The organism is Alteromonas sp. Cnat2-8, from assembly GCF_022348355.1.
Taxonomy (GTDB): domain Bacteria; phylum Pseudomonadota; class Gammaproteobacteria; order Enterobacterales; family Alteromonadaceae; genus Alteromonas; species Alteromonas macleodii.
In genome coordinates this window covers 435,556-451,123 of the sequence record NZ_JAKREX010000001.1, presented here as the reverse complement: position 1 = coordinate 451,123, position 15,568 = coordinate 435,556, and the positions used below count along the sequence as shown (strand labels likewise).

Here is a 15,568-nt window from a genome sequence, read left to right as displayed (position 1 = left end):
CTGCCATCAGTCAGTGACACTACTGTGACAACACGTATCCTGGTGCATATGTACACGCATTGCGTTGCGGTAATTCCGTTACCTTTCGATGTCGTAATTTTGTATTTGTTATGCGCAATGTTTACGCGATAAATACCAATACGCGCTTGTTACTATCGCTTCGCGGTTATATCTACCACTAAATCGTTAGCTAACGATTCCAGAGCATCTTGCAATGCGCCATCGTCGAAGTCTTCTGGAACTGCAATTTCTGCTTTTGCTTTGAATATAAGGCTGCCCCAATTGGGCGCGCTTTCACAATGCGAAGCAAAGGTAAGAATATTCAAGTTGAACTGATTTAACACGGAAGTGAGCTCTTGAACTATGCCAGTTTTGTCATTGCCCATAACATCAACCGTCAACTTAGTGGTGTTGTTATTTTCGCTACTCGCTACTGCCACTGACTGCACCGACAAATCTTTAATGGCATCTAGCGCATCAATTAAGTTCTGCTTGTTCTCGTCTGAAACATGAACTTCTACAAAGCCTGTGAACATACCTGCCATATGCGCAAAGCTCGACCCTTGCCAGTTGCCTTCGTGCTTGTATACACATTTAGCCAGCGCGTCTACCAAACCCGGCTTGTCTTTACCCATGATGCTGATTACTAATGATTGCATGCAGTGCTCCTTATTGGGCGTGTAGAGAAAAACTTTGATCGTCTTCCTGTTGGGTAATACCATAGGCGCAGAGTAGGTTGCGCGAAGGTAATGCCATAAACTTTCACTTGCTATTAGCATAACAAAACTTACACTGCTCACCAGTGCAATTTAGGGTTATTCTTCTTAAAAATGAAGAATTTCGAAAATAAGAATTACTAAACAGCCGCATGACTTTCGACAGCAACAGCACAAACAAAAAGCGCCAGCGCAGCGACAGGTGGTCACGCTATGTAGTGACGGGCTTTGGCGGCCTTGTTTTGTTGACGTTAGTTATTCTTATCACCCACTTAATAAGCCAAGCTCTGCCTTTGGCATACACCCCTAGCTTACAACACCTTTCAAGCTTTAAAACCCAAGACAACGAAGAAATTATCAGCGCCGGCGACATCATCAATAGCCAGCCGCTGCTGGTTAGAAAGTCTGACTGTAGATTAGGTTTAAAGTTGCTTAAAGGCGATAGTTTGGAGAGTAATCACGATTACATTCGACCTTGTGAGCATAGGTTGTCAGCCCATAGCGTGATGGGAGAGAACTATATTGTTGATGTATCGCCTAATGCTCAAGTGAGGGTCTTGCCGGTTAGATCGTTCAACATGGGCGACAGCACAGCGGTTGATATTGCAACGAGTGCGCCCCAAGCTACGTTGTCCAATAATATTACTTTCGCATTACCTAAAGAAAAATGGCGAGAGCGTGACAACTGGAATATGGCCCTGTCTTCCAAATGGGCTGTGGTGTCTATCTCGAAAGGTAACAGTGTTTTTATTCGTTGGGTGAATCGGCTTCGTCCCACGCAGGTGGTAGACAAACGGTTTTACAATGTAGATAGGTTGGTGCTGCTGCCTGGTAGCGAGAGTGTGCTGCTTCAAATTGAAGATGCGCTTTACCTCAACCGGCTCAGCGATAAAGGGGCATCACTTCTACCCATAATAAGTGGTATTGATGCATCGTTAGATGAGAACATCATTTTTCCTCTCGCTAAAGACCGCACTTTCTTTTTAACGAATACAAAAACGCAGACACTGACTCGCTGGGTGCTGAGTAAAAGTGAAAAAGGCCTCATATTTAAACCAACCTACCAAATAGCGCTTCCAGGAGAGATAGTAAGAGACGTAGCAGAGCATGCCAGTATGAATCTAGTGGCTGTGCTAACCGATAAAGCACGGGTACTGTTGGTAAACCGCGTATCAGGTGATGTAGTGGCGTCGCAACAAATTGAGCGTACCGCCGAGAATATCACCTGGTATGGTAATAAGCTTTACGGCTACTCAGGCAATACGCTTTCAGTATGGGAAGGGAAGCATTTAAGCGGCATTACCACGTGGGCATCGCTGTTTGAGCCGCAACATTATGAGGGGTACGGAGCAGAAGAAACGGTGTGGCAAACCACCAGTGCTTCCGATTTTCAGGAGGCTAAATTTAGCTTAACGCCGCTTTTGATAGGCAGCATCAAAGCTTCTCTTTTGGCACTGCTAATTGCAATACCTGTTGCCATCGGCGCCGCTATATACACCGCATTTTTCGCCAAAAGCCGTCTGCGCAACATTATAAAACCGGCTATTGAGCTATTAGAAGCCATACCCAGCGTGTTAATCGGGTTTATCGCGGCCATTTGGCTGTCGCCGAAAGCCGAGCAGTTTTTGTTTTCCTTTGCCTTTTTCCTTATCGTGATTCCTTTTGTGCTTATAGTTGTTGCTTTGGTGCAACGCCCTATTGCGGAGTACCTACCTAAAAAACTAAGGCATGGTGCAGAACTACTTTTTGCTATAGGTGGTGTGTTCTTTTTAGGTTTTATAAGCGTGGAGTATGCGCCCGCGCTTATTTTCTCGGTGATGGGAGTGGACGGGTTTACGCTACTTGCATCTGAATCGAATAGTCCCATTGGTAAAACCACCATAGTGGTAGCGCTTGCGTTAGGTGTGGCTATTTCACCGAGTATTTATTCTTTAGCTGAAGATGCCATTAACGGCGTTCCAAACGACTTAAAACATGCTTCGTTTGCACTGGGCGCAACTCGCTTACAGACCTTGCTCCGCGTTGTGCTGCACGTTGCACTGCCGGGCATCGTTGCCGCGATAATGCTAGGTTTTGGCCGTGCGTTTGGTGAAACCATGATTGTTCTAATGGTTACAGGAAATACACCAATCTCCAGTTGGGGCTTGATTGAGGGTTTGCGAGCACTTACTGCCAACTTGGCAATCGAACTACCAGAGGCCGATGTATCATCCGCGCACTATCAAATTTTATTTTTTACCGCGTGCATTTTGTTCTTATTTACTTTTTTGGTAAACACCATAGCAGAGCTACTGCGCCAGCATATAAGAAGTAGGGCGTATTATGGTTAATCGAACAATGTTTGGATTAAGCGCAGTTCAGCGCCAGTCGCTGGTTATCAGTCTAACAGCCTTTTTCACTAGCTTACTGCTTATCGCACTGGTGAGCGTGCTCTTGTTAATAAGCTTTCGCGGGACGGCTTATTTTTGGCCTGAACCTATCTATACCGTAAATGGTACACATCAAGACGGTACGGCGTTCTCAGTACTCGCTAATGTATTTGATGACCCCTCAAATGAGGATGTGACCCTGAATTACTCAGATACTCAGCATCCTTATGGCTTTCAAATTCAATTATCGCGAGAAAACTTATCTAGCACATTGCTCGCGAAAAACAGCGCAGACATCAAATTATTGGATGGCAGGCGCGTGTTGGCTATTCCCGAATATATTGTAGTCCCTTCTAAACCGCCACAGACCCTAGACAAAATTGATGCTGTCATAGAGGAAGTTGCCCAGATCAGTGCGCAAATTGAAGATCTCAATACGCGTCATCTAGCGCCTATTCACGAAGCGCTGTCTCAATTTGATAAACGTAACGTGGTGGCTGACGCACCAGCAAGAGAGCGCTTGGTCGCGTCATTTAATGAATATCAAAAGCGTGTTGAAGCTTTAGAGGTGACGCGGGCTGAGTACACCTTGCTGGTAAGTTTTGCAGACGGTACGCCGTTTGTTATCCCTATTTCTAGTATTCAAGATGTGGACTTTGTAAGTCGCTTAAGCACAATGGAGAAGTGGCAGGTAGTGTTTTCAGAAATAGGCGTGTTTTTAACTGATTCGCCTAAGCAAGCAAATACCTCTGGCGGCGTATTCCCCGCGTTGTTTGGCACTGTACTCATGGTATTCTTAATGACCATCATCGTAACGCCCTTTGGGGTGTTGGCCGCTATTTACCTGAGTGAATATGCGCCTAACACGGCACTGACCACCATTATTCGTGTAAGTGTAAGCAATATGGCAGGGGTGCCTTCTATAGTTTACGGCGTGTTTGGACTTGGTTTCTTTGTTTATACCTTAGGCGGCAGTATTGATGAGCTATTGTTTAGTGACACATTGCCAGCGCCAACCATGGGAAGCCCAGGTGTATTTTGGGCTGCCTTAACCATGGCTATTTTGACCTTACCTGTGGTGATAGTGGCGACTGAAGAAGGCTTGCGCAGAGTGCCGGAAGGATTGAAAGCGGGCAGTTACGCGTTAGGGGCAACTAAAATTGAGACTATAGTACGTACCGTATTGCCTATCGCGTCTCCGGGGATTATGACTGGCGTAATTCTGGCGATTGCGAGGGCGGCAGGTGAAGTAGCGCCACTTATGTTAGTTGGTGCGGTCAAGTTTGCGCCAACCTTGCCCATAGATGGTGAATTTCCCTATCTTCATCTTGATAGGCAGTTTATGCATTTGGGCGTGCTTATCTATGACGGAGCGTTTCACAGCCAAACCGATGGAAAAAGCGCAAGTATGATGTTCGCCGCCTGCTTACTATTACTGGTAGTAGTTTTTGTATTAAATATTCTGGCAGTTGTACTTAGAGCGCGCCTTCGTAAACGCTATCTCAAAGGATAATACAGGTCTAGTAACATGTTGAAGTTGTTTGAACACAATACGCTAAACGTAAACGATATTAGTGAAGAGCAAACCGCGGTAGAGGTTAAAAAACTCAACCTGTGGTTTGGCAATAAGCATGTGTTAAATGACATCAGCATGCGAATCCCCAAAAACAAAATAACCGCGTTGATTGGTCAAAGTGGCTGCGGCAAATCTACACTGATAAGCTGTTTCAACCGACTTAACGATTTGTATGACGGCTGCAAATACAATGGTGAAATTATTATTGATGGTCAAAACATCAATAGTCGTAAAATAAATGTGTCACGCCTAAGAACAAATGTAGGCATGGTATTTCAGCGCCCCAATCCCTTTCCCATGAGCATCTATGAGAACGTGTGTTATGGGCTTAAGCTTCAGGGTGTGAAAATTCGACGACACTTAGACGATGCGGTAGAAAGCGCACTAAAACAGGCTGCGTTATGGGACGAGGTTAAAGATCGTTTATTTGAATCTGCCCATGTTTTATCTGGCGGTCAGCAACAGCGTTTAGTTATTGCAAGAGCATTGGCATTAAAGCCCGACATTCTGCTTCTTGATGAACCGACCTCAGCCCTTGACCCACTAACCACACTTTTTATTGAAGAGCTAATGGACGCATTAAAAAAGCAATGCACCATTATTATTGTGACGCACAACATGCAGCAAGCAGCTCGAGTTAGCGACTATACCGCCTTTTTCCATCAGGGCAGGCTAATAGAATATGCAGACAGCGATACGCTGTTTACCATGCCGGACAAAAAACAAACCGAAGATTATATAACGGGGCGATATGGATAACGGTGCAGTGAACGTGCGTTCTAACTTGGAGTTGCGCCGCACTGCTGAAGTTTGGCATGGCGTTGCGGCTTGTAATAATAGTGCAACGATAGGTACTGGCACATTGTCTAGCCGTTATTTATTAAGCTTATGGCGCGAGGAGAAATCACCATGCGACAGGTAGCCTTAAATACGCATATCTCAGGTACCTTTAATATCGAGTTGGAAAACTTGCGTAACTCGGTATTAACCATGGGAGGCGAAGTTGAGCAGCAGCTGGTGGATACGTTAAAAGCGGTAAAGCACAATCACGCCGCTCTGGCTGAAAAAGTGGTGTTAAACGACTTAAAAATTAACTCCATGGAAATTCAAATTGATGAAGAGTGCTTGCGCATTATTGCCAAACGTCATCCTACCGCCAGTGACCTGCGTTTGATTATGACCATTTCCAAAGCCATTACCGATATTGAGCGAATGGGCGATGAAATCGAGCGTATTGCTAAACTGGTAACGCGCAATAAGCTGCCGAGTTCAGATACTATCAAGAGCAGTATGTTGCTTATTGGTGAGAGAGTCGCCGCCATGATGCGCGGCACATTCGACGCTTTTGCCCGTCAGGATGAGGCCGCTGCATTAGAAGTGTACGACCAAGACAACCGCATTGACAGTGAGTACAAACGGCTGCTGTCGTATACCACCTCCGAAATGCAGAAAAGCACTGACGACATGCAGGATTGGCTGGATGTGTTGTGGGCAATGCGCTCGTTAGAGCGAATTGGTGATAGATGTAAAAACGTGTGTGAATATGTGGTTTATCTCACTCGCGGTACCGATGTTAGACATACACCGCTGGAAAATATGCAGCAAAAGCTGGAAGATTTGACGTAAACCTGTCCAAATGGTCAGTGTGATTTTGCGTAGTAATATTCAAATATGAAAGTTCGTGAAATTTATTTGTCATAAAACTGAAATATTTGGTGGTTTTATCATCGCATTCAAATAATTCCGCATACTTTTATCGTTTTTCAGTGATTTTCGCTATGGCTTCTAACATGATTACGTTATCATGCGCCGCAGCCAAGAACAGATCGTGCAAAATTTAATCGAACCTTATGATAAAACACAATTTGTCTTTAACTTCATTCTCTAGCCTTTGTGGTGAAGAGATCATGCTACTTACTCAAGTAGCGTCCAGCCTAAATCGCGTTTAGATCGGGAGCGATTATCCGTGGAATTTTTTGAAAGTTATGGCCTAATTCTTATAATCCTTGCCGCCGGCGTTGGTTTCGTCATGGCATGGGGTATTGGAGCGAATGACGTTGCCAACGCAATGGGTACGTCAGTAGGTTCTAAAGCTTTAACCATAAAACAAGCCATTATCATTGCAATGATATTTGAGTTTGCTGGCGCCTACCTAGCAGGTGGCGAAGTAACGTCTACCATTCGAAAAGGGATTATCGACTCAACCTATTTTATAGACATACCTGAATACCTTGTATTAGGCATGATCTCGTCATTACTTGCAGCTGGAATCTGGCTGGCGGTAGCGTCGTGGTTGGGGTGGCCTGTATCTACAACTCACTCAATTATCGGTGCAATCATCGGTTTTACTGCCACTGGCGTCAGCATGGACGCGGTAGCATGGGACAAAGTGGGCGGTATTGTTGGTAGCTGGGTCGTAACCCCTGCTATATCTGGCGTGATTGCTTATCTTATTTTCATGAGCGCGCACAAGCTTATCTTCCAAACAGCCTCACCGTTTGCAAATGCCAAGCGTTATGTGCCGTTTTATATGGCATTAGCGGGCTTTGTTATGTCGCTTGTTACTATCAAGAAAGGCCTTAAGCACGTTGGTCTAGAGCTAAGCGCCGTTAACGGATATCTGCTGGCGATTGCTATTGCTGTAGCATTGGGCTTCTTGGGTAAATGGTTTATCGGCCGTATGAAGTTCAGCGGTTCTGAAGATGCAGACCTACAGGCGGCTAACGTTGAGAAAGTATTCGCACTGCTAATGGTAGTAACAGCCTGTTGTATGGCGTTTGCCCACGGTTCAAATGATGTAGCTAACGCTATTGGGCCGTTGGCTGCAGTAGTTAGCGTAGTAAGTAGTGGTGGTGAAATTAACTCTAGCACTACCCTTGCACCGTGGATCCTTCCTCTAGGTGGTTTAGGTATTGTTGCGGGTCTTGCGCTATTCGGGCATCGCGTTATCAAGACCATTGGACAGGGTATTACACACTTAACACCAAGTCGTGGTTTTGCAGCAGAACTTGCAGCAGCGTGTACAGTAGTTATTGCATCGGGTACTGGTTTACCTATTTCTACTACACAAACGCTTGTAGGAGCGGTACTAGGTGTAGGTCTGGCGCGTGGTGTATCAGCGCTTAACCTGGGTATTGTAAGAAATATCGTCGTATCGTGGATTGTAACTTTGCCTGCTGGCGCAATCCTTTCGATTATCTTCTTCTACATTCTTAAAGCGTCGTTTGGCGTAGCGTAGAACATAGCGCTAACAAACGTTCGTATTAAGCGAAAAGAATTAAAAAAGGCCGTGCTTGAAGTGAAGCACGGCCTTTTTGTTTGTGGAATGTTTTCTTTAATCAATAGATATAGGCGTTTCAAAACCGCGTGGTTTAACGCCCACTACGGCGCATTTTAGCTGATGAATGGTTTCTTCCGCGGTGTCGCCCATGATATAGCCAGGCACGCCCAAACGTGCCACTGTGCCCATTACGATAATGTCGGTGTCAAGGGACGTGGTAGTGGCTGCAATTTCTCTTCTAGGGTAGCCGTGAACAATGTGCTTCTGAGGCTTTAAATACTCCATTACATCTTCTTCAAGCTCATTGCCTAGCTCTTCAAGCAGTTTATCTAGTTCAGCTTCACGCTCTGCATGGATTTTCGCTAAGTCGGTTTCCATTCTATCGTTATCAACCGATATGAAACCGTCTCTTGCTATGTTCTCAGGAACAGCATCAAAAACGTGAACAATGTGTAGCTGTGCAAACTCTAACAAGGCTATTTGGCTTGCATGGCGTAGAATGTCGCGGTTCAGGTCGCGCCTGATTGAAACTTCATGCTGTGGGTAGTGATAGTTCAAATCTAGTGCTGCAACCACGTTTTTGTATTGGCTACGAGGCTTGTGGTTAATGATCCATACCGGGCAGGGGCACTTGCGGAACAAGCGCATATCTAAGCTTCCGAATAACTTATCCAGAAAGCTTTCTTCTGCTCGCTTAATCACTAAATCGATCTTGTTCTTCTGAACGTAGCGCACAACGTCGATAAGGGGTTGTCCTACTGCTACCGCGGTAGATACGGGATAGTTTTTTCCCCAGCTCTCTGCTTGTTCTTTTAACCAGTGCTGAGCTTGGGTTTCCATAGTTTGCTGAGAATCAACGTAAGAGAAAGACTCCATGACCATGCTGGCGTTAGGTGGCAGTGACTCAAGAGAAAGCATGATGGTAAGTTTAGCTTGATGTGCTTTGGCGATATGCAGCGCCTGGGCAACCGTATCATCCTGACGATGCGAGTCACTCAATACGCATAAAATGTTCTTATAATGTCCTTTCATACTGCCCTCAATAGTTAATCGCTCTATTGACTGAATGATACAAGAGCGGGTCTTACTTCGCTGTAAAAATATCTTACTGGTTTAATCCTAACGCTAGTTGTAGCGGCTTTCCAGCACGTATAACGCATTCTAATACGCTTTATATTTGGAAATTGTACAAACCTATTACTGAAATGCCACTTGCTTAATAAACCAAAAAAATTGTTGTGTTTAAGACTGTTAGGCGCGTGAAAGTAATGGTGAGGTTTTTTTAGGTGTATCAGCTAACTGTTTTTAACAATACTCAGGAACCTTGGTATAAGAGCTCTAGGCTGTATTTAATCTTTATGTTAGATTAATCCAATATCTTTTAATCCATTTTTAAATAACTGAGAGATGCCCATGAAATGGCCTAATCTTAAGCACCTGCACTATTTGGTGACGCTACATCAAGAGCAACATTTTCATCGTGCTGCCCAGCGCTGTAATGTAAGTCAGTCAACATTAAGTACGGCCATTCAGAATCTAGAAGAGCACTTTGGAAGCCAGCTTCTTGAGCGTGAACATAAGACCTTTGTGTTTACGTCTTTGGGGTTGGATATTGTTGAACGTAGTAAAGTATTGCTTCAAGAAGCGGGAGAGCTTGTTGAGTATGCGCAAAACGCGGGTAACTGGCAGCGAGGCACCCTAAAACTAGGTGTTATTCCAACCATTGCGCCATTTTTATTTGAAGGCATGATGGGGGCGTTTTCTGCATTTCTACCCGAGATAAACTTGGAGATGCAGGAAGACACGACCGAGAAGCTGCTACAGCAGTTAACCGACGGCAGATTAGACTTACTTATTCTAGCACTGCCAATGGAAACGCCTGGGTGCAAACAGATGATATTGGGACACGATCCGTTCCATCTTATTGCGCACAAAGATATGGCTGAGCAACTTCCAAACCCAGTCGACATTTCGACCTTACCTAAAAAGAGTATTTTCCTACTTCAGCAAGAGCACTGTATGACTGGGCATGCGGTAAGCGCGTGTAATCTTCAGCACAGCGATCAAATCAGCAGTGTTGCAGCAAGCAGCTTGTATACCTTGGTGCAGCTGGCTAATAGCAAAATGGGCTACACCTTCTTACCTGAACTAGCGATAAATCAATCTATTCTTGAGCACACCGGTCTTAAGAGCTTTCCAGCGGAAGAGCAGGGCTTCCGTGAGATTGGCTTAGTATGGCGTTCAGGTACAACGCGAATGCAGCTGTTTCGTCGTATTGGTGAAATTATCTCGCCTCTATTACCCATTCCCACACTAAAATAGTGCTGGCGCTGAGCGCGCTTTCCTTCATAGTTAGCTAAAGCGGTTGAGCCTATAGGCTCAACCGCTTTTTTACTGCTGACATCAAATATTGTTTTGTGCACCAACCCCAGAGAAGCTCTTCATCCTTCATCTAAAGCGCAGTTTCAGTGGCGTTATTCCCTAAATGGCAATTTATTTATCAAATAAACAAACTTTTTTGCAAAGCTTATCGACTTAATGGTTAAGTAAAAAAATAGAGCGTAAAAACGGGGAACGGCGTGTTTAAAAAACGAGATGAAAAACTCGTGGAACAGGCATTACAGGGTAATAAAAAGGCGTGGTTTACGCTTATATCTCGCTACGAAACCGCTATGTACCAATACGGTATTCGAATGACAGGGAATAGCCATGATGCAGCAGATTTAATGCAGGAGATTTTTATCTCTGTGTTTCGCAGTCTTGCCTGTTTTAAAGGTGAGGGCAGTTTTAAAAGTTGGCTCTATCGCATTGCCCACTGCCGCTGTGTTGAGTTGTATCGCAAGCGAAAGCCGCATTCAGACATTGACGACATACAGGCGCCGCTTTGCGGTGCACCATGCCCAGAAATGCAGCTTTATAGCGACCGAGAGAGTAGAGCGTTAACGCAGGCTATGCAGACTTTACCTTTAGGCCAAAAAGCGGTGGTGGAATTGAAATTCTTCGGCCACTTCACGTTCGAAGAAATTGCACAGCAAATGGATATCTCAGTAAATACCGCTAAGTCGCGACTTTACGCAGCCTTGGCAAAGTTGAAGTTGGAGTTGGAATAATGACCTTATATGACAAAGAAGCCTTATTCTCAGCTTATCTGGACAACTCGCTTGATAGCGAGCAGGAAAAGCAGTTTAACGCGTTGTGCGATTCAGATGCTGAGTTCGCGCAGGCGGTAGAAAATAGCGCCCGTTTGAACAGCGCAAGTGCAAGCTTCGTTGCTCCGGCACTTCCCCAGTGGGACAAAGAACAGACCTTTTTTAAAAAAGATGAACCACGTTCGCTGTCGTCTTGGTTTAGCTTGCCAGCGTGTGCCATGGCCATGTCGGCGTGTGCGCTGTTAGCCGTACTCACCGGCGCAAAGCTGTCGTATAGCGATAACGGTATAGCGCTTACGTTTTCAAACAAAAGCGCCAACAGAGTGGATGAAATGGTTGAGCAGCGCGTTACGCAAGAAGTTGCTAAAGCTTTAGGTGAGCAACGTGATTTCTATCAACAAGCAAACCAAACACTATTCAAAGAATACGCTCAGGCGCTATCTAAACAGCAGCAACAAAGCAGTGCAGAGCTTACTAAGTACTTGTTAGCGTCGAGTAGAGAAGAACGCAAACACGACTTTGCCGAGCTTATTAAATTTATCAACGAGCAGCGTATTGACGATCAAAGATTCTATGCACGCCAATTTACGCGTCTACAGGATGAAATTGATGACATTGAAATAGGGTACAGCGCGGTAAGTTTATCTAACAGCCGTTCTGAAGTGCCATTAACCATGCCGTATGAAACAAACAATCCACAGTCGTCGCTAGATGATTAATGTAATTAGGTGAAATTATGAAACGCTTATTAACTGCTTTACTACTTTGCTCTGCTGCTGGTGGTCTTGCGAACGCACAAAGTGCGCAAAAATATGACACGCTATCGAATGAATTAGAAATAATGTCTGGGGTACTCAAAACGTCCTTACGACAAAATGCCGCAACTGATTCTTGGAGAGTGAGTCAAATCGAAACCAGCTATCTTGCTGGGCAGGGGGCGGTATTTACTTTTTCAGTAAGAGGTCAAAGCGGTAACTGGGTACGAGAGATAGAAACGCTGGTAGAAGGATTAGTTGCCACCGTACCACCTGCACCGCCTGCACCACCAGTTCCGTCTGCAAATTCGTTTAGTGATGTAGATGACATTGTGTTTGAAGCAGCCAGAGAGTGGGAAGCTTACGCAGAAGAAACCAGCCATCGTTTTTCTCAGGCGTTTGCTGACAACAATAGTCGCTTACGCGACTTGCGCAACATGCAGCGTGAACTTGCCTGGGAAGCAAGAGAAGTAGAGCGTGAACTGCGAGATATTACCTTTGAATTGCGTCACGCTGACGAGGCGCGAAAAAAAGAATTACTCGCGCAAAAAGAGCAGTCTGGAGAGCAGCTTAAGCAATTAGAAGCGAAAGAAAAAAGCATGAAGGATGAGCTTAAAGCAATTGAAAAAGAGCAGACTAAACAAATGGAGGCGCGTAAAGCGCAGCAGCAGCAAGCTTACAAAACGTTTCTGGCCGGTTTTGAGTCGGGCATGAGCGAGACCTTATGCAGATTTGGGTCAGGCTTACGCGGTCTGCCGGAAAATGAACATATCAGCATGGTGCTGAAAGATTTTGAGATGGACGAGAGCCGCGAGCGCAAAGACCGAATTTATGTATTTACTCGTGCTGATATAGTGCGCTGTGTTCAAGAAAAAATAGACGCGAATAAACTTCTCACCAACGCTAATATTTATCAGTTTTAAATAAATAAGCTCGGCGCACTTATGAACGCTTTGCTTTGTTAAAACAGCACGCTCGCCTTCGTTAATGAACGTTGATAACGAAGGCGCGCTTTTTATTGGCCTACATTTTAGGTGCAATATGCCCTAATTCTGCTGCCCATGTGAGTTCGGATCTCTTAAGGTTATTTGCCGCACTAGCGCCAAAGCTGTGCAGCGCATTGTAAGCGCTACTAGATGGAACACGGCAATAGTGGCAAAGTGCATAGAATAAAAGGCTACAGCGATGCTGTGAGCCATCGCAGTGTAAGTATATCTTCGCTCCTTCGGTCAACATTTGAGATAGTTCATGAAGGTATTGATGAAGATGCGTATCCTCAGTAGGCGATTCTGACGATGGATGTACAAAGGGAACCCATAGCCACTCTAGCCCAGCCGCAACAGAATTGTCGCGTATAACTGGCGCATGTTCTTCACTGGTCTGAACCGTTGCAATATGGGTAACACCCAGTGACTTAAGGCGTTCAAAATCACTTTCAACAGGTTTTTTACCCAGGCATATATGCCCTGCGTGTAGTGAAAACCACGCAATACCTGGTGTCAACGTAGTGCTGTTTTCCTTTTTCTCGGCGTCTTGCTTGTTTGTTAGCATAAGTTTTTACATGGTTTTGGCATAGCAGCTTAATTTGGGCCTTTTGTTAAACGACAAAATAATAAATTGAAAAGTAGTGGCAGCTACATCCGCCAATCACGAACATGTGCCAAATTGCATGGGTGTACTTTACCTTTTTTGCCACGTAAAAGCACACGCCTACACTGAAACACAGCCCGCCTGCTACCAATAACCATAGGCCAGCACCGGGAAGGGCGACATAAAGAGGGTAGATAAGACCCAGTGCAATCCATCCCATCAGCAAATAAGTCATCACGGATACCTTTGGGAAACGGTGCTGCGCGACGAGCTTAAACGCCACGCCGCCAATTGCCAAGCTCCAGATAATCGCGGTCATAGTAATACCCAACACGCCACCAATCGAAACCAGTAACAATGGTGTGTAAGTACCTGCTATCAATAAGTATATTGCGCTGTGGTCAAATAGCTTAAGCCATCCCTTTGCCTTTTGATGGGAAATAGCGTGATAAAGGGTTGAGCTTAAAAACACCAGAATGAGTGTAGAGCCATAAATAGCTGCAGTGGTTAACGCGAGCGTATCCTCCGCTCGATACAACATAAATACTAAACCCACGATAGCAGCAATAAAGCCAACCCCATGACTAATACTGTTCAGCCACTCTTCCAGTACAGAGTAGGCTTTTGCAGGAATGCTTTTTGATTGCGGCACAGCCTGTGTCTGAATCTGTTCTTGGATCATCACAGCTCCTGTTTTTTTCTTTCTAAGAATAATGGGTAGTAAATGCCCTTAAAGCCTCTTGTCGCACTTTCTCGATAAGACATGCGATCATTTCAGCGACTAACGCTTTCAATTGAAACGTGCAGCTCAGCATTTTCCCTACTACGTCCATTAGGACAATTATAGCGCACACTTGTTCGCTCAATGCGAAAATAATAACAGAAAACGTCAATAATCTGATGACAATCAGATTACAAAAAGAGGTTAAAATACCAATACGCATAGATAATTGCCCACTCACAAGGCGCTGGCAAGTTTCCTAGCAATGCTTGGGAATGTAGGGCTGAGTGGTGATTATCTATCCGGACTAGTTTAAATCTGCATTCTCAAAACAGCCGCCTAATTTGTCCAGTAGGACTTTTAACGTACGGCTTTCATCTGCAGTCATGCCATTAAGCTTGCAGAGCATTTGCACAGGCACGTCTTCTGCTATGGCTTTCTTCTTCTTGCCCGTTTCAGTGAGTTGAACGCGCTTAACGCGTTTGTCGGCTTTATCTTTAGTGACAACTAAAAAGCCTTTGTCTTGTAGCTTTTTGAGAATCAGCGACATAGCACCACCGTCTATGGCCGTTCTCTCCAGAAGCTCGGCAATAGTAATGCCATCGTTTTCCCATAGCGCCATTAAAGTCACATATTGAGGATAGGTGATATCCAGCGCTTTAAGAAGGGGGCGGTAAGCACGAGTGAATGCATTCGACAGCGTATAAAAACGGTGGCAAAGCTGATTTTCCAACTTCAATAATTCTGACATGATGCTTAACCCTTATCGGTAAGGCTTTTTCTTAACAATAATATTTTGCATACAAAACACTTGATCTGCAAGTTGGTTTGGTGATAATTTATTTTGCATGCAAAGTAATTGTTTAAATAAACCTATGAGGAGAGTAACTATGCATAAACTTCAACAAGTCGTTTATACCGGAAGTGCAACAGCAACGGGTGGTCGTGAAGGAACAGCGAAATCAAGTGATGGTAAGCTAGACCTTAAACTCTCTACACCTAAAGAATTGGGCGGTGCAGGTGGAGAAGGGACGAACCCTGAACAAATGTTCGCAGCGGGCTATTCGGCGTGCTTTATCGGTGCACTTAAGCATGTGGCTGCATCGCAAAAAATTAAGCTGGCCGATGACATTAGTGTAACTGGCAACGTTGCAATTGGACCTATTGAACAAGGCTTTGCTATTGCAGTAAAACTGACGGTAGATTTGGGCGATATGGACAAAGCACAAGCGCAAGGCTTGGTGGAAACTGCACATCAAGTATGCCCATACTCAAATGCGACCCGCGGTAATATTGAAGTAGATATTAGCCTTGCTTAATTAAACAGCAAACGAGTCAGCGGTTAACGCAGATAGTTAATGCCCTCGTCAGATAGCTACGCCTTCGTCAGATGGCGTAGCTGTCCTGCACTT

The 15,568-nt window shown here is 44.8% G+C and carries 15 protein-coding genes; 10 read left to right on the top strand and 5 right to left on the bottom strand.

Features of this window, described 5'->3' with window-relative positions:
• Window positions 1-152: 152 nt before the first annotated feature.
• Window positions 153-659 carry an ACT domain-containing protein gene (locus MHN00_RS01910; RefSeq protein ID WP_014997439.1) on the bottom strand — a complete coding sequence of 169 codons (507 nt, stop codon included), beginning with the start codon at window positions 657-659 and terminating at the stop codon, window positions 153-155.
• Between the two features lie 209 nt (window positions 660-868).
• On the opposite strand from MHN00_RS01910, the gene MHN00_RS01905 reads away from it, so the two are divergent.
• The 5 genes from MHN00_RS01905 (at window position 869) to MHN00_RS01885 (ending at window position 7,899) form a co-directional block, all read left to right on the top strand.
• Complete coding sequence (locus tag MHN00_RS01905) at window positions 869-3,046, top strand: ABC transporter permease subunit (RefSeq protein WP_239300063.1); 2,178 nt, start codon at window positions 869-871, stop codon at window positions 3,044-3,046.
• Entirely contained in the window at window positions 3,039-4,598 is a 1,560-nt protein-coding gene (gene pstA, locus MHN00_RS01900) for a phosphate ABC transporter permease PstA (protein WP_076011279.1), read from the top strand. The genes MHN00_RS01905 and pstA overlap by 8 nt, the downstream gene beginning before the upstream one ends.
• Before the next feature lie 15 nt (window positions 4,599-4,613).
• Window positions 4,614-5,420 (top strand): phosphate ABC transporter ATP-binding protein PstB, encoded by an 807-nt coding sequence (pstB, locus tag MHN00_RS01895; protein ID WP_239300061.1) that lies wholly within the window; start codon window positions 4,614-4,616, stop codon window positions 5,418-5,420.
• Between the two features lie 150 nt (window positions 5,421-5,570).
• Window positions 5,571-6,287: a phosphate signaling complex protein PhoU gene (gene phoU, locus MHN00_RS01890; protein WP_014948403.1), complete on the top strand. Its 717-nt coding sequence runs from the start codon at window positions 5,571-5,573 to the stop codon at window positions 6,285-6,287.
• Between the two features lie 340 nt (window positions 6,288-6,627).
• On the top strand, window positions 6,628-7,899 hold the full coding sequence (locus tag MHN00_RS01885) for an inorganic phosphate transporter (RefSeq protein ID WP_039219516.1): 1,272 nt from the start codon (window positions 6,628-6,630) through the stop codon (window positions 7,897-7,899).
• 96 nt (window positions 7,900-7,995) lie between these two features.
• Here MHN00_RS01885 and MHN00_RS01880 read toward each other — a convergent pair whose 3' ends face one another.
• Entirely contained in the window at window positions 7,996-8,973 is a 978-nt protein-coding gene (locus MHN00_RS01880) for a universal stress protein (RefSeq protein WP_039219513.1), read from the bottom strand.
• A gap of 381 nt (window positions 8,974-9,354) precedes the next feature.
• On the opposite strand from MHN00_RS01880, the gene MHN00_RS01875 reads away from it, so the two are divergent.
• The 4 genes from MHN00_RS01875 to MHN00_RS01860 all read left to right on the top strand — a co-directional run bounded on the left by MHN00_RS01875 (window position 9,355) and on the right by MHN00_RS01860 (window position 12,768).
• Window positions 9,355-10,263 carry a hydrogen peroxide-inducible genes activator gene (locus tag MHN00_RS01875; RefSeq protein ID WP_014997445.1) on the top strand — a complete coding sequence of 303 codons (909 nt, stop codon included), beginning with the start codon at window positions 9,355-9,357 and terminating at the stop codon, window positions 10,261-10,263.
• Window positions 10,264-10,520: 257 nt separating this feature from the next.
• The gene (locus tag MHN00_RS01870) at window positions 10,521-11,051 is read left to right on the top strand and encodes an RNA polymerase sigma factor (RefSeq protein ID WP_076011276.1); all 531 of its coding nucleotides are present in this window, start codon (window positions 10,521-10,523) and stop codon (window positions 11,049-11,051) included.
• The gene (locus tag MHN00_RS01865; protein WP_239300059.1) at window positions 11,051-11,809 is read left to right on the top strand and encodes a hypothetical protein; all 759 of its coding nucleotides are present in this window, start codon (window positions 11,051-11,053) and stop codon (window positions 11,807-11,809) included. The genes MHN00_RS01870 and MHN00_RS01865 overlap by 1 nt, the downstream gene beginning before the upstream one ends.
• A 17-nt stretch (window positions 11,810-11,826) precedes the next feature.
• Complete coding sequence (locus tag MHN00_RS01860; protein WP_014978448.1) at window positions 11,827-12,768, top strand: hypothetical protein; 942 nt, start codon at window positions 11,827-11,829, stop codon at window positions 12,766-12,768.
• 100 nt (window positions 12,769-12,868) lie between these two features.
• Here the strand turns inward: MHN00_RS01860 and MHN00_RS01855 are convergent, their stop codons facing one another.
• The 3 genes from MHN00_RS01855 to MHN00_RS01845 form a co-directional block, all read right to left on the bottom strand.
• Window positions 12,869-13,396: a hypothetical protein gene (locus MHN00_RS01855; RefSeq protein ID WP_239300057.1), complete on the bottom strand. Its 528-nt coding sequence runs from the start codon at window positions 13,394-13,396 to the stop codon at window positions 12,869-12,871.
• Window positions 13,397-13,442: 46 nt separating this feature from the next.
• On the bottom strand, window positions 13,443-14,117 hold the full coding sequence (locus MHN00_RS01850; protein WP_014948411.1) for a hemolysin III family protein: 675 nt from the start codon (window positions 14,115-14,117) through the stop codon (window positions 13,443-13,445).
• 346 nt (window positions 14,118-14,463) lie between these two features.
• Window positions 14,464-14,907 (bottom strand): MarR family transcriptional regulator, encoded by a 444-nt coding sequence (locus MHN00_RS01845; protein ID WP_131135990.1) that lies wholly within the window; start codon window positions 14,905-14,907, stop codon window positions 14,464-14,466.
• Between the two features lie 139 nt (window positions 14,908-15,046).
• Here MHN00_RS01845 and MHN00_RS01840 point away from each other — a divergent pair, with 139 nt between their 5' ends.
• Window positions 15,047-15,475, top strand: a complete 429-nt coding sequence (locus MHN00_RS01840) for an organic hydroperoxide resistance protein (RefSeq protein WP_014948414.1) — start codon at window positions 15,047-15,049, stop codon at window positions 15,473-15,475.
• The last annotated feature ends 93 nt before the right edge of the window (window positions 15,476-15,568 follow it).

Excerpts from the sequence above, each read along its gene's own strand:
- MHN00_RS01880 (WP_039219513.1), bottom strand. The coding sequence starts at position 8,973 with ATGAAAGGACATTATAAGAACATTTTATGCGTATTGAGTGACTCGCAT.
- MHN00_RS01865 (WP_239300059.1), top strand. The coding sequence starts at position 11,051 with ATGACCTTATATGACAAAGAAGCCTTATTCTCAGCTTATCTGGACAAC.
- MHN00_RS01840 (WP_014948414.1), top strand. The coding sequence starts at position 15,047 with ATGCATAAACTTCAACAAGTCGTTTATACCGGAAGTGCAACAGCAACG.
- pstB (WP_239300061.1), top strand. The coding sequence starts at position 4,614 with ATGTTGAAGTTGTTTGAACACAATACGCTAAACGTAAACGATATTAGT.
- MHN00_RS01875 (WP_014997445.1), top strand. The coding sequence starts at position 9,355 with ATGAAATGGCCTAATCTTAAGCACCTGCACTATTTGGTGACGCTACAT.
- pstA (WP_076011279.1), top strand. The coding sequence starts at position 3,039 with ATGGTTAATCGAACAATGTTTGGATTAAGCGCAGTTCAGCGCCAGTCG.
- MHN00_RS01850 (WP_014948411.1), bottom strand. The coding sequence starts at position 14,117 with ATGATCCAAGAACAGATTCAGACACAGGCTGTGCCGCAATCAAAAAGC.
- MHN00_RS01905 (WP_239300063.1), top strand. The coding sequence starts at position 869 with ATGACTTTCGACAGCAACAGCACAAACAAAAAGCGCCAGCGCAGCGAC.
- MHN00_RS01910 (WP_014997439.1), bottom strand. The coding sequence starts at position 659 with ATGCAATCATTAGTAATCAGCATCATGGGTAAAGACAAGCCGGGTTTG.
- MHN00_RS01855 (WP_239300057.1), bottom strand. The coding sequence starts at position 13,396 with ATGCTAACAAACAAGCAAGACGCCGAGAAAAAGGAAAACAGCACTACG.
- MHN00_RS01845 (WP_131135990.1), bottom strand. The coding sequence starts at position 14,907 with ATGTCAGAATTATTGAAGTTGGAAAATCAGCTTTGCCACCGTTTTTAT.
- phoU (WP_014948403.1), top strand. The coding sequence starts at position 5,571 with ATGCGACAGGTAGCCTTAAATACGCATATCTCAGGTACCTTTAATATC.
- MHN00_RS01860 (WP_014978448.1), top strand. The coding sequence starts at position 11,827 with ATGAAACGCTTATTAACTGCTTTACTACTTTGCTCTGCTGCTGGTGGT.